Origin of the sequence: Roseateles sp. DAIF2 (assembly GCF_015624425.1) — a bacterium.
Taxonomy (GTDB): domain Bacteria; phylum Pseudomonadota; class Gammaproteobacteria; order Burkholderiales; family Burkholderiaceae_C; genus Kinneretia.
In genome coordinates this window covers 508,465-528,705 of sequence record NZ_CP049919.1, presented here as the reverse complement: position 1 = coordinate 528,705, position 20,241 = coordinate 508,465, and the positions used below count along the sequence as shown (strand labels likewise).

At 70.1% G+C, this 20,241-nt stretch carries 20 protein-coding genes; 11 read left to right on the top strand and 9 right to left on the bottom strand.

Annotated features, from left to right (window positions below; genetic code table 11):
* Positions 1–41 precede the first annotated feature (41 nt).
* Positions 42–407 (top strand): hypothetical protein, encoded by a 366-nt coding sequence (locus tag G8A07_RS02480; protein ID WP_195795551.1) that lies wholly within the window; start codon positions 42–44, stop codon positions 405–407.
* A 256-nt stretch (positions 408–663) separates the two neighbouring features.
* Here G8A07_RS02480 and G8A07_RS02475 read toward each other — a convergent pair whose 3' ends face one another.
* A complete protein-coding gene (locus G8A07_RS02475; protein WP_195795550.1) occupies positions 664–1,242 on the bottom strand; it encodes a hypothetical protein in 579 nt (192 codons plus the stop codon).
* A gap of 313 nt (positions 1,243–1,555) precedes the next feature.
* On the opposite strand from G8A07_RS02475, the gene G8A07_RS02470 reads away from it, so the two are divergent.
* A complete protein-coding gene (locus G8A07_RS02470; RefSeq protein ID WP_249937199.1) occupies positions 1,556–2,311 on the top strand; it encodes a PEP-CTERM sorting domain-containing protein in 756 nt (251 codons plus the stop codon).
* Here G8A07_RS02470 and G8A07_RS02465 read toward each other — a convergent pair whose 3' ends face one another.
* Entirely contained in the window at positions 2,312–3,157 is an 846-nt protein-coding gene (locus G8A07_RS02465; RefSeq protein ID WP_371816416.1) for an AraC family ligand binding domain-containing protein, read from the bottom strand.
* 301 nt (positions 3,158–3,458) lie between these two features.
* Here G8A07_RS02465 and G8A07_RS02460 point away from each other — a divergent pair, with 301 nt between their 5' ends.
* Positions 3,459–5,375 carry a PhoX family phosphatase gene (locus tag G8A07_RS02460; protein ID WP_195795549.1) on the top strand — a complete coding sequence of 639 codons (1,917 nt, stop codon included), beginning with the start codon at positions 3,459–3,461 and terminating at the stop codon, positions 5,373–5,375.
* Positions 5,376–5,381: 6 nt separating this feature from the next.
* On the opposite strand, the gene G8A07_RS02455 is transcribed toward G8A07_RS02460, so the two are convergent.
* Both G8A07_RS02455 and G8A07_RS02450 read right to left on the bottom strand, forming a co-directional pair.
* Entirely contained in the window at positions 5,382–7,262 is a 1,881-nt protein-coding gene (locus tag G8A07_RS02455; RefSeq protein ID WP_195795548.1) for a ferrous iron transporter B, read from the bottom strand.
* Positions 7,259–7,519, bottom strand: a complete 261-nt coding sequence (locus G8A07_RS02450) for a FeoA family protein (protein ID WP_195795547.1) — start codon at positions 7,517–7,519, stop codon at positions 7,259–7,261. The genes G8A07_RS02455 and G8A07_RS02450 overlap by 4 nt, the downstream gene beginning before the upstream one ends.
* Before the next feature lie 234 nt (positions 7,520–7,753).
* On the opposite strand from G8A07_RS02450, the gene G8A07_RS02445 reads away from it, so the two are divergent.
* The gene (locus tag G8A07_RS02445) at positions 7,754–9,649 is read left to right on the top strand and encodes a HAMP domain-containing sensor histidine kinase (RefSeq protein ID WP_195795546.1); all 1,896 of its coding nucleotides are present in this window, start codon (positions 7,754–7,756) and stop codon (positions 9,647–9,649) included.
* A 6-nt stretch (positions 9,650–9,655) separates the two neighbouring features.
* Here G8A07_RS02445 and G8A07_RS02440 read toward each other — a convergent pair whose 3' ends face one another.
* Together G8A07_RS02440 and G8A07_RS02435 are read right to left on the bottom strand one after the other, a co-directional pair.
* Positions 9,656–10,168 (bottom strand): hypothetical protein, encoded by a 513-nt coding sequence (locus G8A07_RS02440; protein WP_195795545.1) that lies wholly within the window; start codon positions 10,166–10,168, stop codon positions 9,656–9,658.
* A 74-nt stretch (positions 10,169–10,242) separates the two neighbouring features.
* On the bottom strand, positions 10,243–11,553 hold the full coding sequence (locus G8A07_RS02435; protein ID WP_195795544.1) for an acetyl-CoA hydrolase/transferase family protein: 1,311 nt from the start codon (positions 11,551–11,553) through the stop codon (positions 10,243–10,245).
* 124 nt (positions 11,554–11,677) lie between these two features.
* Between G8A07_RS02435 and G8A07_RS02430 the strand changes: the two genes are divergently transcribed.
* From G8A07_RS02430 to G8A07_RS02405, 6 genes are all read left to right on the top strand, one after another.
* Positions 11,678–12,193, top strand: a complete 516-nt coding sequence (locus G8A07_RS02430; protein WP_195795543.1) for a hypothetical protein — start codon at positions 11,678–11,680, stop codon at positions 12,191–12,193.
* Between the two features lie 103 nt (positions 12,194–12,296).
* Positions 12,297–13,025, top strand: coding sequence for a type 1 glutamine amidotransferase (locus G8A07_RS02425; RefSeq protein ID WP_195795542.1), 729 nt, complete (start codon positions 12,297–12,299; stop codon positions 13,023–13,025).
* 131 nt (positions 13,026–13,156) lie between these two features.
* On the top strand, positions 13,157–15,292 hold the full coding sequence (locus G8A07_RS27690) for an RDD family protein (RefSeq protein ID WP_213086221.1): 2,136 nt from the start codon (positions 13,157–13,159) through the stop codon (positions 15,290–15,292).
* A gap of 76 nt (positions 15,293–15,368) precedes the next feature.
* Positions 15,369–15,701 carry a hypothetical protein gene (locus G8A07_RS02415; RefSeq protein ID WP_195795541.1) on the top strand — a complete coding sequence of 111 codons (333 nt, stop codon included), beginning with the start codon at positions 15,369–15,371 and terminating at the stop codon, positions 15,699–15,701.
* Positions 15,698–16,348 carry a PIN domain-containing protein gene (locus G8A07_RS02410; protein WP_195795540.1) on the top strand — a complete coding sequence of 217 codons (651 nt, stop codon included), beginning with the start codon at positions 15,698–15,700 and terminating at the stop codon, positions 16,346–16,348. Before G8A07_RS02415 ends, G8A07_RS02410 begins: the two co-directional genes overlap by 4 nt.
* A 49-nt stretch (positions 16,349–16,397) precedes the next feature.
* A complete protein-coding gene (locus G8A07_RS02405; RefSeq protein ID WP_249937198.1) occupies positions 16,398–16,940 on the top strand; it encodes an NUDIX hydrolase in 543 nt (180 codons plus the stop codon).
* Here G8A07_RS02405 and G8A07_RS02400 read toward each other — a convergent pair whose 3' ends face one another.
* Positions 16,941–17,474 carry a GNAT family N-acetyltransferase gene (locus G8A07_RS02400; RefSeq protein WP_195795539.1) on the bottom strand — a complete coding sequence of 178 codons (534 nt, stop codon included), beginning with the start codon at positions 17,472–17,474 and terminating at the stop codon, positions 16,941–16,943.
* A 160-nt stretch (positions 17,475–17,634) separates the two neighbouring features.
* Between G8A07_RS02400 and G8A07_RS02395 the strand changes: the two genes are divergently transcribed.
* A complete protein-coding gene (locus G8A07_RS02395) occupies positions 17,635–18,570 on the top strand; it encodes a sensor domain-containing diguanylate cyclase (RefSeq protein WP_195795538.1) in 936 nt (311 codons plus the stop codon).
* 1 nt (position 18,571) lies between these two features.
* Here G8A07_RS02395 and G8A07_RS02390 read toward each other — a convergent pair whose 3' ends face one another.
* Together G8A07_RS02390 and G8A07_RS02385 are read right to left on the bottom strand one after the other, a co-directional pair.
* A complete protein-coding gene (locus tag G8A07_RS02390; protein ID WP_249937197.1) occupies positions 18,572–19,231 on the bottom strand; it encodes a CAP domain-containing protein in 660 nt (219 codons plus the stop codon).
* A gap of 103 nt (positions 19,232–19,334) precedes the next feature.
* On the bottom strand, positions 19,335–20,216 hold the full coding sequence (locus G8A07_RS02385; protein ID WP_195795537.1) for a DMT family transporter: 882 nt from the start codon (positions 20,214–20,216) through the stop codon (positions 19,335–19,337).
* Between the last annotated feature and the right edge of the window lie 25 nt (positions 20,217–20,241).

Genomic DNA, 20,241 nt, shown 5'->3' with positions numbered 1-20,241 from the left:
CGTCATTCAATATCTTTATCACTCAGGAAAGCACGAACATCATGCCAACGCAACAAACCCCGATTCAGAACAACGTTTTTGCAGTCACCGTCGCAGCCAACGCTGCAGGTGATGGCCTGGTTTTCAACCCTGACCCGGTGAAGCTTACGAAGTTCTCTAATGCGCTGATCGTGTTTTACTTGGTTAGCCCTGGCTACTATTTCCCCACCGATGGTTCGGCCCTCGTCATCAACGGGGACGATGAGAGCAAAGAATTTCCAATCGCTTGGTACGTCAACGCTGCAACGCTGGCCCTGGGGGACTACAACAACACTTCAGGAAGCTATAAGTACACGATGACTGTTGTCAATGCACAAACTGGCAAAAAAATCACCACTGACCCAACCATCGACAACGACACTCCTTAATGAGTGCCCAGAGATAAACACGTTTCCCTCAGAGTTAGTAAAGCCGCAACAAATACCGGCTTCACTATCTACATGATGGCGTAGTCCGCAGTTTTTGATCAACCGGCGCAACCCTGGCCAGTCGCCTGATTGCTGTTAGGACGTGTCGTCGTGTAACAGTCGTCACTTCTCCACCGCAAAGCCCGCTCCCGCCATTGGCAATGCTGAGGAGAGGCAATGGGTCAATGCCCTCCCATTTCCCTTTGCGAGCCCAGGCTCACTCACCATCTCTCCCCCACGGCAACGAAATCGCCTTGCGTTCGCCGCCCTTGCGGGTGCGCAGCACGGCGTCGAAGCCCTGGCGGCCGCCGTTCTGCGCGGCGGTCAGCAGGCCTTGTAGATCTTCGAGGCTGAGCGATTCGGTGTCGCGGCGGAACTGCTTGATGGCCAGGGCCAGCAGCTCCCGCGAAACCGCGGCATGGGTCAGCTGCACGGCCAGCATCGCGCTGTAGAGGTCGGGGAAGATCGCGCACAGGGTCTTGATGCGATGCAGCGCCTCGGGTGGGCTGTGCCGCTCCTGCGGCCCCATCCAGCTGACATCATCGTCATCGACTGCCGCACCACCATCGCCTGGCTGTTCCAACAGCGCCGCGATGCGCGCCAGCAGGTAGTTGGTGTCGCCCGCCTCGGCGGCGCGGGCATCGAGCTCGGCCATGGCCTCGGGCGTTTCTTGCGCCTCGGGTGCCAGCCCGTAGCGCTCGCTCGCCAGCTGGCTCAGCCGCTCAGTGGGCGATTGCGCCGCCGCGCTGCCTGCGCCCTCATCACCACCTTCATGGGTCGTCGTCGGGTTCGACATCTTGCGCCCCTTGCTTGCGTGCCGGTTCTCGCTTCTTTGCGCTTTTCTTCTTCCTTTTCGGACGCTCCCTGGCCGCTCTTCAGTTCGCTCGCTCGCGCCAGGCCAATCATCGCGCGATCACGCCCCGCCGGCCACCAGCGTTGCGCGGCGGGCGATTGGTGAGCACATCCCCCGCATCCGCAGGCTAGCCCCAGCCCTTGTGTGACGGGCATCACGACTCGGCCCTTGTGCCCCCTGGGCCATGGGGACGCATAAGCGGCCTTGCCCGCCTACAGTGCGCCCCGTTCATAGACAAGCCCAGCCCCAGACAGCCATGACCGTCATCGCCCACAAGAATCAGAAGAACACCTACTCCCGTCAGCAAGGCCTGGCCGCCCTCGCCCTGGTACTGCTGCTGGGCGCCACCGGCGGCGCGCTGGCCGCCAAGCCGGCGACGACCGTGGACATCCGCTACACCGGCCAGCTGGGCGGCCTGTCCCAGTCGCTGGAGCTGGACTGGCGCGGCGACGAGATGAGCAGCCGCGCCGGCACCCTGTCCTTCGAGACCCGCGGCGGCAGCGGTGCCGGCTCCACCAGCTTCGAGGCCTTCTGCATCGAACTGGCCCAGAGCACCTCCACCTCCTTCCGCACCTACACGGTCGGCAGCTTCGCCGCCGGTCAGGGCAGCCTGCTGCAGGGCCTGTTCTCGTCCAGCTATGCCACGGTGGACAGCAGCCTGGAGCGCAGCGCCTTCCAGCTGGCGATCTGGGAGCTGACGCACGAGACCCGCGCCAGCAGCTATTCGGTGCGCGACAACAACAGCCGCCAGAGCTTCAATCTCGACAGCGACAGCAGCAACTACTACCCGCTGCGCGACCTGGCCAACGGCTATCTCTACGCCGCCACCCATTACAGCGGCCCGGATCTCTACAAGCTGGACCGTCTGAGCAACAGCAGCGCGCAGGACCTGGTGCGCTTCACCGCGATCAGCGCGGTGCCGGAGCCCGGCAGCTACGCGATGCTGGCGGCCGGCCTGGGCGTGCTGGGCTTCGTCGCCCGACGCCGCCGCAAGGCGGCCGCGGCCGCCTGATCAGGCGCGGCGCAGGCCCAGCTGGCGCTGGTAGGCGCCGGGCGTCAGCCCGTAGCGGCCGACGAAGGCGCGGTTCAGATGCGCCTGGTCGGTCAGCCCCACCGCGGCGGCCGCGCTGGCCGGTGCCTCGCCGGCGGCCAGCCGGCGCTTGGCCTCGAACAGGCGCAGCGCCATCAGCTGCTGCTGCGGCGTCGCGTTCAGCTGCGCCTTGAAGCTGCGCAGGAAATGAAAGGGGCTCAGCCCCGCCACCGCGGCCAGCTGCTCGGTGCTCAGCTTGTCGGCCAGATGGGCACGCATGAAGTCCAGCACCGGCGCGAAGCGCTTGTCGCCCTCGGCGCGCGCCGGGCGACCGACGCGGGCATGGCGGCGCAGCGCCTGCACCAGGGCCAGCAGCGCGCTGTCGAAGGCCAGCGCCTGCGCGCCACCGCCCTGCCCCGCGCGCCACAGCGCCGCGATCAGGCCGGCCACCTCGTCGGCGCAGGCCGCGTCATGCGCCACCGCGGCGTCGAACCACCAGTCGGGCTCGCCGCTCAGCTCGGCCAGCAGCTCGCGCTCCAGATAGACCATGCGGTAGCCCCAGGCCTGACCGTCCAGCTCGGCACGGCCGGTGTGGATGTCCTCCGGGTTCATCAGCATCAGGGTCGCGCGCGGCGCCAGATGCTCGGCGCCGCGCCAGCGGAAGCGCCCGACGCCGGCCGTGATCGCGCCCAGACCATAGGCCTCGTGGGTATGCGGCTCGAACTCATGGCGCAGGATCGAGGCGTGGTACAGCTCCACCCCGGCGCGGTGCGCGGGGCGGCGGTACTGGGCCCGGTCGTCGGCATGCTCGAACAGAGGCATCGTCATGGCCGCCATGATGGCATGGTCGGCGCGCCAGCTTGACCGCGGCGGCGGCCGGGCGCTCAATGGCGGCATGGCATCCGGGAGTTCTGCGTCGCCATGTCGCCCCAGCCACCGCTCATGCGCCATCCGCGGGTCCAGGCCCATCTGCTGGGCAGCCTGCTGTTCGGCCTGATGGCCGGGCTGCTGGCGTTGGTCGTGACCGGCGCCATGCTGTTCGCCGGCGCCGTCTAGCAGGCTGTTCACGCTCTTGTCACGGCCGCGGCCGATGCTTGGGGGCTTTGCCCCCAACATGAGGTAGCCCGCCATGGCCAAGGATTTCGAGCAGATGGAGAACAGCAACCGCTCCGCGAACGCGAGCATCCACGAGGTCTCGGATCCCGCGCGGCGCCGCCTGCTGAGCGCCGGCCTCGGCCTGGGCGTGACGGCCCTGCTGGCGCCGCTGGCCGGCTGCTCGACCCCCGGCGGCAGCACCACCGGCCCGCTGCTCGGCTTCAAGAGCGTGCCGATCTCCAGCGCCGACCAGGTGCTGGTGCCCGAGGGCTACAGCGTGCAGGTGATCGCGCCCTGGGGCGAGCCGGTGGGCCTGTCGGGCGAGAACCCGGCCTTCAAGTTCGACGGCTCCAACAGCGCCGCCGAGCAGGAGGCGCAGCTGGGCATGCACCATGACGGCATCCATTTCTTCGCCCAGGAGGGTTCGGGCAGCGGCCTGCTGGTGATGAACCATGAGTACAGCGACGACGGCCTGCTGCACCCGGACGGCATGGCCGGCTGGAGCGCCGCCAAGGTGAAGAAGGCCCAGGCCGCCCATGGCGTCTCGGTGATCGAGGTGCAGCAGGACAAGGCCAGCGGTCGCTGGGAGATGGTGCGCCCCTCGCCCTGGGCGCGTCGCATCACCGCCAACACGCCGATGAGCGTCGGCGGCCCGGCCGCCGGCCATGCGCTGCTGAAGACCGCGGCCGATCCCGCAGGCCGCAAGGTGCTGGGTACCTTCAACAACTGCGCCAGCGGCATCACGCCCTGGGGCACCTATCTGACCTGTGAAGAGAACTTCATCAACTACTTCAAGGGCCCGGACCAGCCCGACGCGCACCAGACCCGCTGGGGCCTGAAGAAGGGCGAGACCGGCGGCTACCGCTGGGCCGAGTTCGACGAGCGCTTCGACGCCGCCCGGCACCCGAACGAGCCGAACCGCCATGGCTGGGTGGTCGAGATCGATCCCTTCAACCCCAGCGCCACCCCCGTCAAGCGCAGCGCGCTGGGCCGCGCCGCCCATGAGGGCGCGACCGTCGCGGTGACCCGGGACGGCCGCGCCGTGGTCTATATGGGCGAGGACTCGCGCTTCGAGTACATCTACAAGTTCGTCAGCCGCGACAAGATCCGCCCGGGCGGCTTCGCGGCCAATGCCGAGCTGCTGGACCATGGCACCCTGTTCGTGGCGCGCTTCGAGGCCGACGGCCGCGGCCGCTGGCTGCCGCTGACCCATGGCCAGGGGCCGCTGAACGCCGCCAACGGTTTTGCCGACCAGGGCGAGCTGGTGGTGAAGACCCGCCAGGCCAGCGACCTGCTGGGCGCCACCAAGATGGACCGGCCCGAGTGGATCGCGGTGGACCGGCAGGGTTATGTCTACTGCACCCTGACCAACAACAGCAACCGCGCGGCCAACGACAAGCAGCCCGGCACCGACGCCGCCAACCCGCGCGCCAACAACACGATGGGCCACATCATCCGCTGGAAGGAGGACGGCGACTTCGACGGCCAGGGCTTTGCCTGGACCCATTTCCTGCTGGCCGGCGATCCGAGCAACGAGCGCGCCGAGGCCAGGGGCAATATCAAGGGCGACGCGCTGGGCTGCCCGGACGGCCTGTGGGTGGACGGCCGCGGCGTGCTGTGGATCCAGACCGACATGAGCACCTCGGCGATGGGCAAGGGCGATCTGAAGAATCTGGGCAACAACGCGATGCTGGCCGCCGACCCGGCGACCGGCGAGGTGCGGCGCTTCCTGGTCGGCCCGGCCGGCTGCGAGATCACCGGCGCCACCGGCACGCCCGATGGCCGCACGATGTTCATCAACATCCAGCACCCGGGCGAAAGCCCCAGCGAGCGCAGCGATCCAAAAGAGCCGCGCAAGATCTCCAACTGGCCCGATTTCCGCCCGGACGGCCGGCCGCGCTCGGCGACCCTGGTCATCCGCAAGACCGACGGCGGCGTGATCGGGAGCTGAGCGCGCTCAGCTCAGCAGCCAGCCGCCGATCCGGTAGGTGAGGAAGGCGGCCGCGTAGGCCAGCGCGAACAGATAGGCCAGCATCACGGCCGGGATCCTGTAGCCGCCGGTCTCGCGCTTGACGGCCGCCAGGGTCGACAGGCATTGCGGCGCGAACACGAACCAGGCCAGCAGCGAGAAGGCCGTCGGCAGGCCCCAGCCGGCGGCGATCAGCGGGGTCAGGGCTTGCGCCGCGTCCTCGGCGCCCGCTGAGAGCGCGTAGACCGTGCCCAGCGCGCTGATCGCGATCTCGCGCGCCGCCATGCCCGGCACCAGGGCCAGGCTGATCTGCCAGTTGAAGCCGATCGGCTCGAACAGGACGGCCAGGCCGCGGCCGATCCAGCCGGCCACGCTGTAGTAGATCGGCGGATGCGTCGCGCCCTCCGGCGCGCCGGGGAAGCTGGACAGCAGCCACAGCAGCAGGGTCAGGGTCAGGATCACGCCGCCGACGCGCTTGAGGAAGATCTCGACGCGCTGCCACAGGCCCAGCGCCACCGCGCGCGGGCTGGGCCAGTGGTAGCTGGGCAGCTCCATCATCAGCGGGCGCACCTGGCGGCCGCTGGCGGTAAAGCGCTTCAGCAGCCAGGCCACCGCCATTGCACCGACGATGCCGGCCGCATACAGCACGAACAGCACCAGGCCCTGCAGCTCGATCCAGCCGCCCAGCAGCTCGCGCTTCGGAACAAAAGCGCCGATCAGCAGCGCATAGACCGGCAGCCGCGCCGAGCAGGTCATCATCGGCGCGATCAGGATCGTGACCAGGCGGTCGCGCGGATTCGCGATCGAGCGCGTCGCCATGATGCCGGGGATGGCGCAGGCGAAGCTGGACAGCAGCGGGATGAAGCTGCGCCCCGACAGGCCCACACTGCCCATCAGCCGGTCCAGCAGGAAGGCCGCGCGCGGCAGGTAGCCGGATTCCTCCAGCACCAGGATGAAGAAGAACAGGATCAGGATCTGCGGCAGGAACACCAGCACGCCGCCGACCCCGGCGATCAGCCCGTCCGCCACCAGGCTGCGCAGCCAGCCCTCCGGCAACCAGGCACCGGCCTGCGCGCCCAGCCAGGCGGTGGCCGCCTCGATCTGGCTCATCGGCCATTCGGCCCAGCTGAACACCGCCTGGAACAGCAGGAACAGCAGCACCGCCAGCAGCACCGGCCCGGCCACCGGATGCAGCACCAGGCGGTCCAGCCGGTCGCTGGGCAGCTCGGGCGTGTCCTTGTCCAGGCCCAACTCATGCAGCACGGCGTTGACGCGGGCCTGGTCCTGCGGGCCCTCGGGCGTGGCGTCGGGCGGCAGCGGGGCCCAAGCTTCCGGCCGGTCCAGCAGCGCGCGCAGCTCGTCCAGGCCCTGGCCCTGGGTCGCGACGGTGCGCACCACCGGCAGGCCCAGCGCCTTCGACAGCGCTTCGGGATCGATCTGCAGGCCGCGCCTGGCGGCCAGATCGGCCATGTTCAGCGCCACCACCACCGGCAGCCCCAGGCGCTGCACCGCCAGCACCAGGCGCAGGTTGCGGCGCAGATTGGTGGCGTCCAGCACGCAGACCACCAGGTCCGGGCGCTTCTCGCCGCGCGCCCGGCCGGCCAGCACCTCGCAGGTGACGCGTTCGTCCGGCGAGCGCGGGTAGAGGCTGTAGGTGCCGGGCAGGTCCAGCAGGCGCAGCAGCCGGCCGGCCGCGGTTTTCAGCCGCCCTTCCTTGCGCTCGACGGTGACGCCGGCGTAGTTGGCCACCTTCTGGCGGCTGCCGGTCAGGCGGTTGAACAGCGCGGTCTTGCCGCAGTTCGGGTTGCCCACCAGGGCCAGCAGCGGGCCGGCCGGGTGGACATGGATCACGGACTCCGCGGCGCTCATGTCGGACGGCGCAGTTGAACGCAATCGGCCTCGGCGCGGCGCAGCGCGAAGGTGGACTGGCCGATGCGCACCACCAGCGGGTCGCCGCCCAGCAGCGCGCGGGTCAGCACGCTGACATGCTCACCGGCGACGAAGCCGATCTGCTCCAGCCAGGGGCCCCATTCGGGCGCGTGGGCGGGCGGGCTCAAGGCCTCCACCCGGTGGGCCGCGCCGATCGCGGCGTGGGCTAAGGTCAGGGGGACGGGGGCGGAGGACATGGCGCAACGACGGCTGTGAGACTCGGGATGGTCGCCTCTGCGGGCGGTTGCAAAAATTCTAAATGCGATTCACTCGCATTTCATGACCGGGCGCAAATGTGAGCGAAACCACGTATTTGTGACGAAATCTTTTAGCCGGCCCGGCATACTGTCGCCCATTCCCGATGCGCAGTCGGCGAGCCGCCCGAGGACGCGGCGCGCGACACAAGAACCTCGTGGCAACCTGGGAGCGCCATGAACTCTGACGATAGCGCGCCGTCCACGGCCCGGACGCGCCGCCTGTCTTATGCGCTGGTGATGACGCCGCTGCTGATCGGCAATGCGGTGATGCTGGCCCTGTGCCTGCTGGGCTTTCATGTGCTGTCGGCGACGCGCGCCTATGTCGGCGGCGAGAGCCAATGGTCGAAGGCGCGCGCCCAGGCCTTCAGGCATCTGCGCGCCTATGCGGACGGCGGCACGCCGGGCCAGCTGCAACGCTTCGAAGCGGCGCTGGCGGTGCCGCTGGGCGACCGCACGGCCCGGCTGGCGCTCGACGCGCCCGAGCCCGACCTGGCGCTGGCCACCGAAGGCTTCCTGCGCGGCGGCAATGCCGCGGACGACATCCCCGGCATGATCCGCCTGTACCGCTGGTTCGGCGGCACCGAGCTGATGAGCGCCTCGGTCCAGGCCTGGCGCCATGGCGACCAGCTGATCGCCCGTCTGCAGGACCTGGCGCAGCAGCTGCAGGGCCAGCTCGAACGGCCGGAAGACGAACGCGGCCCGCAGCTGCTGGTGATGCTGGCCCTGCTGGACGAGCTGGAGAACGAGCTGCTGGGCCTGGAGCGCCGCTTCAGCCAGGCCCTGGGCGAGGCCTCGCGCACCACCTTCTGGCTGCTGGAGGTGGTGGTGGCGCTGACCGCGCTGCTGCTGACCCTGACCGCCTGGCTGCTGGTGCGCGCCGGGCTGCGTCGCCAGGCGCGCGACGAGGCCGCGCTGGAGGATGCGAATCGGCGCTGGTCGCTGGCTGCGGAAAGCGACGGCCTGGGCGTGTTCGAGTGGCACCAGGCCGACGAGCGGGTGCTGCTGGACGCGCGCGCCTGCGCGGTCTACGGCCTGCCCTGCGGGCCGCAGGGCCTGGAGATCCCGCGCTCGCGCGTGCGCGCCCTGGTGCTGGACGAGGATGTGCCGCCGCTGCAGCTGCAGCTGGACCAGGCCACCGAGTCCGGCCTGCTGTTCCGCCAGCGCTTTCGCATCCGCCCCGAAACCGGCGCCGCCGAGCCGCGCCACATCGTCGTCACCGGCGTGATGCAGGGCAGCCTGGCGGCCGGCGACCGCCGCATGGTCGGCGTGATCAAGGATGTCAGCCAGCAGGTGCGGCAGGAGACCCTGGCGCTGGAGAAGGCCGCGGCCGAGCGCAGCGCCGCGGCGCGCATGGAGTTCCTGTCGCGCCTGAGCCATGAGCTGCGCACGCCGCTCAACGCGGTGCTGGGCTTTTCCGACCTGCTGCTGATGAACGGCGCCGAGCCGCTGAGCGAGCGCCAGCGCCGCAGCATCCAGATGATCGGCGGCGCCGGCAAGCATCTGCTGCGCCTGGTGGACGACGTGCTGGACATCAGCGGCATCGACTCGGGCCAGTTCAGCGTGGCGCGCGTGCCGACGCCGCTGGCGCCGGTGCTGGCCGAGGCGGCGGCCCTGGTCTCGGCCGAGGCGCGCGAGTTCCAGGTCACCCTGGAACAGGCCGCGCTGCCCCAGGAAGGGCTGGCGGTGCTGGGCGACGCGCAGCGCCTGGGCCAGGTGCTGGCCAATCTGCTCAGCAATGCCTGCAAGTACAACCGACCCGGCGGCCGGGTCGGCCTGCGGGTGCTGGCGCGCGCGCAGGGCCGGCTGGCGATCGAGATCGAGGACCAGGGCCCGGGCCTCAGCGAGGCCGAGCAGGCCCAGCTGTTCCAGCCATTCAAGCGCCTGCCCGCCACCGCCCATCTGCGCGGCACCGGCCTGGGCCTGACCATCGTCAAGCTGCTGGTCGAGCAGATGGGCGGCACGATCGAGCTGCGCAGTACGCCCGGCCAGGGCTCGGTGTTCAGCGTGCTGCTGCAGCGAGCCGAAGGCGAGAACGCGGCGGCCCTGCCGCGCCAGGCGGCCGCGGCCTGACGCCGCTCAGGGCGCGGCCAGCGCCTCGCTCGCCAGCGCCCGGCCCAGCACGCGCGGGTCCAGCCGCTCCAGGCTGCGTGGGTTCGCCAGGTCCAGCTCGCGCTGCACGGTCAAGAGCGGCTGGCCCACCGCCGGCAGCGCGCCGGCCGCGCGCGGCCCGAGGCTGCCCTGCAGCGGATACAGGCGCAGCCGCAGCACCAGGGCGCCGCCGTCGTAGTCGGCGAACAGCGCGGTCTCCAGCACCCGCGTGCAGCCCTGCGCGGCGGATTCCTGCAGCAGGCGCTGCAGATTGAGCGCCAGGTCGGTCGCGGCCACCGGCAGCAGCAGCGGCGCGGCGGCGCGGCCGGCCTCGCGCCATTGCTGCAGCACCGCGGCATGGAACTCGGCGTTCAGCCGGTCCCACAGCCGGTCCTGCTGCGGCCGCTCCGGGTCATGGTTGCGGCCATGGCCATAGATCAGGGTGCAGGGCGCGGCGGCCGGCTGCGCCGCGGCGGCGCCCATGGCCAGCAGCAGGCCCATCGCCGCCCATGCTCTCCTGCCGCCGCCTGCCCGCATCGCTCACCCCGCCCGCCTCTCCGAGATGGAGCGGATTGTCACAGCAGGTTCAGCCCGCGCGCCGCCTCGCGCAGCTCGGCGCGGAAGTCGGGATGGGCGATCGCGATCATCTCCAGCGCGCGCTGCTTCGCGCTCTTGCCGCGCAGCTGGGCCACGCCATGCTCGCTGACCACATAGTTGATGTCGTTCTTGCCGGTGGTCAGGTGGGTGCCGGGCGAGAGGGTCGGCACGATGCGCGAGATGCTGTCGTCCTTGGCGGTCGAGGGCAGTACGATGAAGGCCTTGCCGCCGCGCGAGCGATTGGCGGCACGCACGAAGTCGACCTGGCCGCCGGTGCCCGAATAGGGCCGGTGCGCCAGGCTCTCCGAGCCGCATTGGCCCAGCAGGTCGATCTGCAGGGTGGCGTTGATCGCGACCAGCTTGTCGTTCTGCCCGGCCAGGTAGGGGTCGTTGGTGAAGTCCACCGGGTGCATCTCCAGGCCCGGGTTGCGGTGCATGAAGTCGTAGAGCTTGCGCGAGCCCAGCGCGAAGGTCGCGACCATCTTGCCCGGCAGGTAGTTCTTGCGCCGGTTCGTCACCGCGCCGCTCGCGATCAGGCTCAGGATGCCGTCGCCGATCATCTCGGTGTGGATGCCCAGGTCGCGCTTGGCGCTCAGTTGCATCACCACCGCGTCCGGGATGCCGCCATAGCCGATCTGCAGGGTCGAGCCGTCCTCGATCATCTCGGCCACATATTTGCCGATCGCCTGCTGCACCGGGCCGATCGTCGGCAGCCCCACCTCCTGCACCGGCGTCTCGTCCTCGACCAGAGCGCTGATCTGCGAGACATGCACCTGGCAGGCGCCGAAGGCGAAGGGCACGTGCGGGTTCACCTCCAGCACGATGGCGCGCGCCTTGGCCAGCGCGGCCATCGTGTAGTCGGCGCCCAGGCTGAGCGAGAAATAGCCATGCGCATCCATCGGCGAGGCCAGCGCGAACACCACGTCGGCCGGGATCAGGCCGCGCTCGATCAGCTGCGGCATCTCGGAGAAGTAGCTCGGGATGAAGTCGATCCAGCCGGCCTGGCCGCCGGCGCGCGAGGCCGCGCCGAAGAAGAAGGCCATGTGGCGCACATGCTCGGCGGTCTCCGGGTCGAAATAGCCGAAGCGCCGCACCGGCAGGATCTGGCCCACCTTGATGTCGCGAAAGCGCCGCCGCTGGTCGGACAGCGCCGTCAGCAGCGCCGGCGGCTCGGCCACGCCGGTGGGCACGATGATGAAGTCGCCGTCGCACAGCAGGTCCAGCGCCTCTTCGGCGCTGCGGCGGCGTTTCTGGCGGTACAGGTCTTGGGGGGCCGTCGTCGTCGTCATCGATGCTTTCTCTTTCAACAAGGGGCTGCGATGCCCCACTGTGCGGCGCTTAGCTGACCGGATCTTGACCGCGCCGGCGGGCGGCATGCGGAATAATCGAAGGCCATCACCTAGGAGCACGGCGATGAGCTCGTCCGCAACCCGCCTTCTTCTCTTGCCCGCCCTGTTCGCCCTGGCCCTGCTGGCCGGCTGCGCCACCTTGGCGCATGACCCGGCGCTGGTGAAGGGCCAGAGCACCGCCCAGGATGTCCAGGCGCGCTACGGCCAGCCGGTGCGCAGCTGGAGCAACCCGGACGGCGGCCAGACGCTCGAGTACTCCTCCCAGCCTTTCGGCCAGACCTGCTATCTGGTGACCCTGGACCGCGCCGGCCGCCTGCTCACTATCGAGGACACCCTGACCGAGGCCAGCCGCTTCGCGATCGAGACCGGCATGACCCAGCTGCAGGTCAGCCGCCGCCTGGGGCTGGAGCGCAGCCGCATGTTCTTCAAGCTCAGCGGCGAGGATGTCTGGGACTGGAACGTGCGCCCGGACCAGGGCGGCTACCTGCTGCGCTTCAATGTGCATTTCAAGAACGGCGTGGTCGCGCGGCTGTCGCAGAGCATGGTGGTGCCGGGCAAGTTCCCCTTCGGCGACGATTGAGCTTGACGGTCTCTTGAGGCCGCGGCCGCCAAGCTGGACACCGGCTTGATGCCGCCCGGGCCAGCATCGCTGATCTTTGTTCCGCACGCGAGGACGACACGCGATGAAACCGGTGCTCATCATCCAGCACGAGGACCATCTGGGCCCGGGCAGCCTGCTGGACTGCCTGCGCCGCCACGGCCTGCCCACCATGCTGCTGCGCCCCGAGCTGGGCCAGAGCCTGCCCGCCCATGCGCGCGACTTCGCGGGCCTGGTGCTGCTGGGCAGCGAGCGGCAGGTGCGCGATGACCTGCCCTGGATCCATGCCGAGCTGCGCCTGTGCGCCTCGGCCCTGGCCCATGACGTACCGGTGCTGGGCCACGCCTTCGGCGCGCAAATGCTGGCGACCGCCGCCGGCGCACGGGTGCTGCCCAGCCCCACGGCCACCGTGGGCTGGAACCATGCGCTGCTGACGCCCGAGGGCCAGACCCTGTTCCGCGGCTCGCCGATGCAGGTACTGGTGTTCAATGCCCATGCGCATACCTTCGAGCTGCCGCGCGGCGCGCGCCGGCTGATGTTCGCGCGGCGTTGCCTGAACCAGGGTTTCGCGCTCGGCCCGCATCTGGCGCTGCAATGCCATCTGGAGCTGACGGCCCAGGGCCTGCGCGACTGGTGCGGCGCCGGTGGCAGCCTGCTGGCCCGGTCGCAAGGGCCGGCGGTGCAGAACCGCAACGAGATCCTGCGCGATCTGCCGCAGCGGCTGCAGCAGCTCTCCCAGTTGGCCCAGTCGGTCTACGACCCCTGGTGCCGGCGCCTGCTGCGGACGCCGCTGCTGCCGCGGCGCGTCGGCTGAAGACCTGGCCGGCGCCTGCCCCTCCCCCATCGGAGGGCCGGCCGGCGTGAAAAAACCGGCATCTCCCGGAACCGCAGCGGCGGCGCAGCCGCTAGAGTGAGCAGCTCTGCAAGGGAGAAGAGGGTCAGGTCATGAACAAGCAGCCAGGGTCCGGCAGCGGCAGGCGCGCGCCGCGCAGCCTCGACCCGACGATGGTCGATCACGACGCGCCGGTGGAGGAAGAGGAAGCCCCCTCGCCGCTGTCCGACCTGCGCCCCGCGCCGAAGCGCCCGCCGCGCCGCCCGGCGCCAACGGCACCCTTCGGCACGAGAGTCTGGGCGCTGCTGCTGGACGTGATGCTGATGCTGGCGCTGTCGATGCCGCTGATGTGGCTGGCCTATGGCGAGACCATCGCGCAGCTGAATGATCTGCGGCCGCTGAGCCTCGCGATCAACTGGCTGCTGCCGGCCCTGCTGTGCATCACCTTCTGGACCTGGCAGGGCGCGACGCCGGGCAAGCTGCTGACCGGTATCCGCGTCGTCGACGCGCGCAGCGGTGCCCGGCCCAGCCCGGCGCAGGCCGCGCTGCGCTGGGTCGGCTATCTGCTGTCGGCCCTGCCGCTGGGCCTGGGCTTCGCCTGGGCCGGCTTCGACCCGGACCGCCTGGCCTGGCACGACAAGCTGGCCGGCACCCGCGTCGTGCGCCGCACCCGGCGCGACGGCACGGTGGCCGACGAGTACGGCAGCAGCTATATCGGGCGCCATTGGCGCGGCGAGCTGAGCCTGGCGCAGAGCTACTGGGTCAACAATGTGCTGCTGTCGGTGCCGCTGGCGCTGGCGCTGAGCGCGCTGATGACCTGGATCAGCATGAAGGGCGAGGCGCTGCAGGCCGGCAGCATCGCGGTGCTGATCGGCTGGCCGCTGATCGTCGTGGTGAGCCTCTGGTGCATCGTCGGCGCCTGGCGCGCCGCCAGCGCCTATCTGCGCGAGAACGGCTCGCTGCTGTGGGGCTGGCTGGCGCGCCTGAGCCTGATCGGCTCGGCGGTGCAGCTGCTGCTGTCGACCCTGGTTGGCTTTGGGCCGCAGATGGACGAGTACTGGCAGCTGGCGCGCGGCACCGACCCGATCGGCCAGGCCACGTTCAAGCTCTCGGCCGACGGCCGCACCCTGCGCCTGGACGGCCCGATCGGCATGGGCGACGCCACCCGGCTGCAGACCGTGCTGGCCGGCACGCGCCAGCCGGTGCGCCTGTTCGAGCTGGCCTCGCCGGGCGGCCGCGTCTACGAGGCCGAGCGCATGGTCGAGATGGTCAAGAAGGCCGGCGCCGGCACGCGCGCGGTGGGCGGCTGCGAGAGCGCCTGCACCCTGGTCTTCCTGGCCGGTGCGCAGCGCCAGCTGATGCCCGGCGCCCAGCTCGGCTTCCACCGCGCCTCCAGCGGCACCTACAACCCGGTGTTCGACGAGATGGCGAACCGCGAGCTCTCGGCCACCTACCGCCGCATGGGCCTGCCCGAGTATTTCGTCGAGCGCACCGCGCGCACGCCGGCGCACAGCATGTGGTACCCGAAGAACGAGGAGCTGGTCGCGCATGCGCTGGTCGCCGCGCCGCCGCAGACCCTGGACGTCGAGCTGCCCGGCGGCGCCGACGCCAGCCTGCTGGAGGCCCATGCCGACGCGCTGCGCGGCAACCCGGCCTGGTACCGGCTCGAGCAGCGCTTCCCCGGCCTGCTGGACGAGGCCGCGCGCGCGATGCTGGCGGTGCGAAGCAGCAGCAGCAGCGCGCCCGGCGCGGCCGCCCCGGCCGAGTCCACGGTCGCCGATGCGGCCCAGCTGGCCGCGCTGCGCGTGCTGGCGCCGCGCCTGCCGGAGCTGATCGTCGCCGCGCCGCCGGAGCTGCGGCGGCGCTACCTGGTCCTGCTGCGCGCCCAGCTGCGCGCGACCGCCTCGATGGCCGGCGAGCCGGCCTGCCGCGCCCTGCTGGGCGGCGACCTGGCCTGGCGGCGCCAGCTGCCGGTGGAGCTGCTGGCGCAGGAGACCAGCTGGATGGGCGCCGCGGCCGAGGCCGAGCTGCCGCGCTGGCTGCCGCGCCCGCCCAGCGGCGTGGAGCTGGAGGTGGTGCGCCGCACGCTCGGCGCGCAGGCGCCGGGCCTGTTCCTGAACCTGTGGACCGGTGGCGGCAGCGCTGGCGGCTGCGAACAGGCGATCCGCCTGATCGACAGCGCGGCACGCCTGCCGGTGGCGCAGCGCGAGCTGGCCGAGCGGCTGATGTTCCAGGGCCGGGCCGGCTGAGCCACATCGTCATCCGCAAGCGCGGTGGCATGCGCTACGCTGCGGCTTCCTGTTCTGGATGCGGAGGAGCGAGGCGATGGCGAACGTGCTGCTACCCCTGTCTGGCGATGTCAGCCAGACCATCAATCCCTGGGTTTGGGCCGGCAGGCTGATGGCCGGTCAGGTCGGCTTGGTGAACATCAACCTCGGCAAGTCCAGCGACCCGCAGCTGGAGCGCCGCATCCTCGAGGATGTCGGCAGCTACGGCCGCCAGATCGGCCAGCTCGCCGATGCGCTGGAGGCCGTGCTGGCCCATCTGCCGGTGCAGCAATGGGACCCCAAGTCCCAGGACGCGATCGCCGCCTTCCGCTACCAGCTGGCGGAGGTGAAGCGGATCAAGGCGGCGCAGCATCCGAACGCGAAAGCTTGAGTCGCAAGGCCCGAGCACCCTGCGAGCTTGGAGCACGGATCATCAAGACCAACTACATCCTCATCGACTACGAAAACGTGCAGCCCTCGATGGCGGAGTTGTTGCGCCCGGCTTGTTTCAAGGTCCTCGTTTTCGTAGGAGCCAAACAGCCCCGAGTGAATTTCGACTTGGTCTCGGCTCTGCAGAGCAAGGGTGAGGACGTCCGTTACATCAAGATTGGTGGCTGCGGGAACAATGCGCTGGACTTTCATGTCGCGTACTACATCGGTGAACTGGCCGCGGCTGACCCACAGGCCTGCTTCCACGTCATCACGGCAGACAAGGATCTAGATCCGTTAATTTCGCATCTGAAGAGCGACAAGGGACTGAAGGTGTCGCGCAGTCTGACCTTGCAAGACATATCCGCACTGGGTAGCAAGGCCGACAGCATGGCTCCCGAGGATGAAAAGCTGTCGGTGGCCCTGGCCTATCTTGTCCATCGCGGCAAGCAGCGCCCCGCCAAGGTCAAGACCTTGATTGGATCCATCAGCGCCCTTTTTAGTCCACGACTGGATGAGCCCAGTACCCTGCGCCTGCTCGACGAGCTGGAAAGGAATGGGATCTTTGTCAGAACCGAGAGTCGGGTGATCTACGGCCTGCCGGACTGATTCAGTTGCCGCAGACCTAGGGGAACACTCAGCGGTCAGAATCGCGGCGATGAACAGCCGCACCCCGATGATGATCTCCTTCGACGCCGGCGCCTGGCGCTTTCACCTGCGTGCGGCCGCCCTCATCCGCGATGGCGATTTCGTGCTGCTGCACCGCGTCGGCGCCGACACCTTCTGGGCCCTGCCCGGCGGCCGGGTCGAGGCCGGCGAGACGGCCGAGGCCGCGCTGCGACGCGAAATGCGCGAGGAGCTGGACCTGACGCTGGTCGAGGTCGGCCCGCTGGAGGTCGTGGCCGAGAACCTCTACGACTACCGCGGGCGGCCGCAGCATGGCCTGGAGCTCTACTTCCCGGTCACCTTGCCGGCGGGTTCGCCCTTGCTGCTGGCCGACAAGGCCGAGGCCTTCGAGCGCTTCGAGTTCAGCGCCGGCCTGAACGGCGAGGCGCCGAGCCGGGTGCGGCTGGAGTTCCGCTGGTTCCACCGCGAGGCGCTGCAGGGCCTGGATCTCCGCCCGGACTTCCTGCTCGAGACCTTGGCGGCGCCGGCCGGTATTGCGCCGTGCCACCGGGTGGTTGACAGCGCGTCGCGTTAGCTAGGCCGCCAACCCCAGGGCCGTGGCCCGGTACAGATGGCTGGGCTCCTGCCCCGGCACGTCGTCCAGGCTGCCGATGCGCTGCAGGCCGGCCTTCTCCAGCACATGGATCGAGGGCTGGTTGACCGGCCGCACGATCGCGAAGACCTCGGGCAGCTTCAGGCTGCCGAAGGCATGCTGCAGCGCGGCCCGTGCCAGCTCGGTGGCATAGCCATGGCCCCAGGCCTCGGTCGCGAAGCGGTAGCCCAGGTTCAGCGCCTCCTGCTCCAGGTACTTGCGGTAGCCGATGCCGCCGAAGCCGATCACCCGGCCCGGCGCCTCCCGCAGCTCGATCGCCCATTGGCCGAAGCCATGCTGCTGCCAATGCTCGATCCAGCCCGTCAGCACGCTGCGCGCCTTCTCCCGGTCCGCAAAGGGGCCGAAGGGGTTGTAGACATTGGTGGCGGGATCGCCATAGATCGCGAACAGGCGCTCCAGATCGCTGGCGACCGGGGGGCGCAGCAGCAGGCGCGGGGTGTGCTGGACGGCAGACATCGGGACGCTTGGCTCCATGCAATGAGGTTCGCCGCGATGCTACGGGCCACGCCCGGGAAACGGAATGGCCGGCGCGCAGCCTGCTGACAAGATTGGGATAGCGCCCCGCTGTGCAACACTAGCCCTCAAGCCCTGACCCTCTTTTTCGCTGCGTGCACGCATGAACCCTTCGGCCCATGACGATGGTGATGATGACGACGAGCTGGCGCGCCAGCTGCTGGCGCTGCACGAGGCCAGCCCGCAGCTGCTGGCCCTGTTCGACGAGCGCGATGTGCTGCGCTTCGCCAACCCGGCCTTCCGCGCGGCCTTCCACGCCGTGCCCGACGGGCGCCTGAACTGGCTGGAGATGATGCGGGCCAACTGCGCCGCCGGGCGCGGCAATGTGGTCTCGGCCGCCGACCCCGAGGCCTGGCTGGCGGCGGCGGCCTCGCGCCGCGGCAAACAGCCCTTTCGCGCCTTCGAGGCGGATCTGGTCGATGGCCGCTGGATCTGGATGAGCGAGACCATGCTGCCCGGCGGCTGGATGTACTGCAGCGCCAGCGACATCACGGCGCTGAAGACCGGCGGCCGCGCGCTGCGCCAGGAGCGCGACCGGGCGCTGCGCGCCGCGCAGACCGATGCGCTGACCGGGCTCAGCAACCGCGCCCATGTGCTGCAGCAGCTGGACGCGCAGCTGGAGCGGCTGCGCCAGCCCGGCGGCGAGGACGGCCGGCTGGCGGTGGTACTGCTGGACCTCGATCATTTCAAGCGCATCAACGACGGGCTGGGCCATGAGGCCGGCGACCGGGTGCTGTGCGACTTCGCGCGCCAGCTGCAGCAGAGCACGCGGCGCGGCGACGCCTGCGGCCGCCTGGGCGGCGAGGAGTTCATGCTGCTGCTGGTCGACGTCGCGCCGGAGCAGGCGCGGGCCATCGTCGAGCGGCTGCTACAGCGCCTGCGCCAGGCGCGCCCGATCGCGGAGCGGCCCGAGCTGGCCTACAGCGCCAGCGCCGGCCTGGCGCTGGCCACGCCGCAGGACGATGCGCGCACCGTCTGCCAGCGCGCCGACCGCGCGCTCTACGCGGCCAAGGCCGGCGGGCGGGATCGCTGCTGCTAGGTCAGCGAGGGGTGGCCAGGGCCTGGGTCCAGGCCCAGCGCACCGTGCTGGCCGGATTGCTCTGGCTCTGCCGCACGCAGGCCAGACCCATCTCGGTGAAGGCCGGGTTCATGATGTTGCGGCAATGGCCCTCGCTCTTCATCCAGCCGTCCACCACGGCCGCGCTGCTGGTGTAGCCATAGGCGATGTTCTCGCCCCAGCGGCTCCAGGTGTAGCCGGTGGCGCTGATGCGCTGGCCGGCATTGCTGCCGTCCGAGCCGGTGTGGCTGAAGAAGCTCTTGTCCGCCATGTCCTGCGAATGCCTGGCCGCGGCCTGCGCCAGCTGCGTCTGCCAGGCTAGTGCCGGCGCGGCCGCGAGGGTCTCGGCACCGCAGACCGCGCCGCGGGCACGGCGCTCGTTGATCAGGCGCAGCAGCTCGGCCTGGAAGTCCGGCAGCTCGCATTGCACGGCGGCGGCCTGCGCGGGTGGCGGCGGGGTCACCACCACCGGCGCGGAGGCGGCCGGCGGCGGCACCGCGGGCACGCTGCTGGTGGTCTCGCTGCCGCCTTCACTCCCACCGCCCCCGCCGCCACAGGCCGCGAGCAGCAGAAAAACGGACAGACAGGCCAGCATCGGCAGCGGGCGGGCGGGGCGAGAGGGGAGCGGGATGGGGTACTGCATGGCCCGCGATTGTCCCGATCGAGCCGCCGCGAGTCGTCCAAATTTGCCACATGCGCAACAGCTGCTTACGCCGGCAACGCCGGGTTCACCAATTGCCGGACGGTCAGGCCACGGCTCGCGGCCCGCGCGCCGGGATTCTGGGTTCCGCGACCAGCATGCCCATGACGATCAGGGCCGCGCCGATCCAGTTCGGCACGCTCAGCCGGTCGCCCGCCAGCAGATAGCCGAACAGGCCGCCAAACACCGGCTCCAGCACGATGATCAGCGCGATGCGGTTCGGCGACGAGGCGACCTGGGCCCGGGTCTGGACATAGAAGCCCAGCGCTGTGCCCAGGATGCCGATCAGCAGCACCGCCCGGATCGTGGCGGCGCCGCTGGGAAGGGTGAACTCCTGCCCGGCCAGCGACTGCAGCAGGGACAGCAGGCCGACGACCAGCACCTGAACGAAGGCGAGGTTGACGCTGTCCGCCCGCTTGCTGGCCCTTGCCAGCACCACGATATGCAGCGCGAACGAGGCCGCGCACAGCAGCACCAGCAGGTCGCCGGTCCCGACGCTCAAGCCCTTCAGCGTCAGCAAGGCCAGACCGAGGGTGGCCAGCAGGGCGCCGAGCAGCTGCGACCTCCCGGGCCTCACCCGCAGCCAGACCAGCAGGATCAACGGCGTGAAAACGACGGCGAGGCCGGTGATGAAGGCGGCGTTGGAAGCCGTCGTGAACTTGAGTCCCTTGGTCTGGAAGAAGAACGCCAGATAGAGCGCCAGCCCGGCCAAGCCGCCCTGCACGACATCGGCTCTCGACAGCGCGACCCGCCGGGCCGCGAGCACCGGCAGCATGACCAGCGCCGCGACAAGGAAGCGGTAGGCATTGAAGGCCGAGTCGCTCAGCTCGGCCAGGGCCGCCTGGATCGCGACGAAGGACCAGCCCCACAGGGCGGTGATCAGGATCAGCGCGCCCTCCCAGCGCCGCCGGCCAGCTTCCGTCGTCATGCTCTCCTCCTCATCAAATCGCCAT

Coding starts and splice junctions, on each gene's coding strand:
- G8A07_RS02480 (WP_195795551.1), top strand. CDS start 42: ATGCCAACGCAACAAACCCCGATTCAGAACAACGTTTTTGCAGTCACC.
- G8A07_RS02475 (WP_195795550.1), bottom strand. CDS start 1,242: ATGTCGAACCCGACGACGACCCATGAAGGTGGTGATGAGGGCGCAGGC.
- G8A07_RS02470 (WP_249937199.1), top strand. CDS start 1,556: ATGACCGTCATCGCCCACAAGAATCAGAAGAACACCTACTCCCGTCAG.
- G8A07_RS02465 (WP_371816416.1), bottom strand. CDS start 3,157: ATGACGATGCCTCTGTTCGAGCATGCCGACGACCGGGCCCAGTACCGC.
- G8A07_RS02460 (WP_195795549.1), top strand. CDS start 3,459: ATGGCCAAGGATTTCGAGCAGATGGAGAACAGCAACCGCTCCGCGAAC.
- G8A07_RS02455 (WP_195795548.1), bottom strand. CDS start 7,262: ATGAGCGCCGCGGAGTCCGTGATCCATGTCCACCCGGCCGGCCCGCTG.
- G8A07_RS02450 (WP_195795547.1), bottom strand. CDS start 7,519: ATGTCCTCCGCCCCCGTCCCCCTGACCTTAGCCCACGCCGCGATCGGC.
- G8A07_RS02445 (WP_195795546.1), top strand. CDS start 7,754: ATGAACTCTGACGATAGCGCGCCGTCCACGGCCCGGACGCGCCGCCTG.
- G8A07_RS02440 (WP_195795545.1), bottom strand. CDS start 10,168: ATGGGCCTGCTGCTGGCCATGGGCGCCGCCGCGGCGCAGCCGGCCGCC.
- G8A07_RS02435 (WP_195795544.1), bottom strand. CDS start 11,553: ATGACGACGACGACGGCCCCCCAAGACCTGTACCGCCAGAAACGCCGC.
- G8A07_RS02430 (WP_195795543.1), top strand. CDS start 11,678: ATGAGCTCGTCCGCAACCCGCCTTCTTCTCTTGCCCGCCCTGTTCGCC.
- G8A07_RS02425 (WP_195795542.1), top strand. CDS start 12,297: ATGAAACCGGTGCTCATCATCCAGCACGAGGACCATCTGGGCCCGGGC.
- G8A07_RS27690 (WP_213086221.1), top strand. CDS start 13,157: ATGAACAAGCAGCCAGGGTCCGGCAGCGGCAGGCGCGCGCCGCGCAGC.
- G8A07_RS02415 (WP_195795541.1), top strand. CDS start 15,369: ATGGCGAACGTGCTGCTACCCCTGTCTGGCGATGTCAGCCAGACCATC.
- G8A07_RS02405 (WP_249937198.1), top strand. CDS start 16,398: ATGAACAGCCGCACCCCGATGATGATCTCCTTCGACGCCGGCGCCTGG.
- G8A07_RS02400 (WP_195795539.1), bottom strand. CDS start 17,474: ATGTCTGCCGTCCAGCACACCCCGCGCCTGCTGCTGCGCCCCCCGGTC.
- G8A07_RS02395 (WP_195795538.1), top strand. CDS start 17,635: ATGAACCCTTCGGCCCATGACGATGGTGATGATGACGACGAGCTGGCG.
- G8A07_RS02390 (WP_249937197.1), bottom strand. CDS start 19,231: ATGCAGTACCCCATCCCGCTCCCCTCTCGCCCCGCCCGCCCGCTGCCG.
- G8A07_RS02385 (WP_195795537.1), bottom strand. CDS start 20,216: ATGACGACGGAAGCTGGCCGGCGGCGCTGGGAGGGCGCGCTGATCCTG.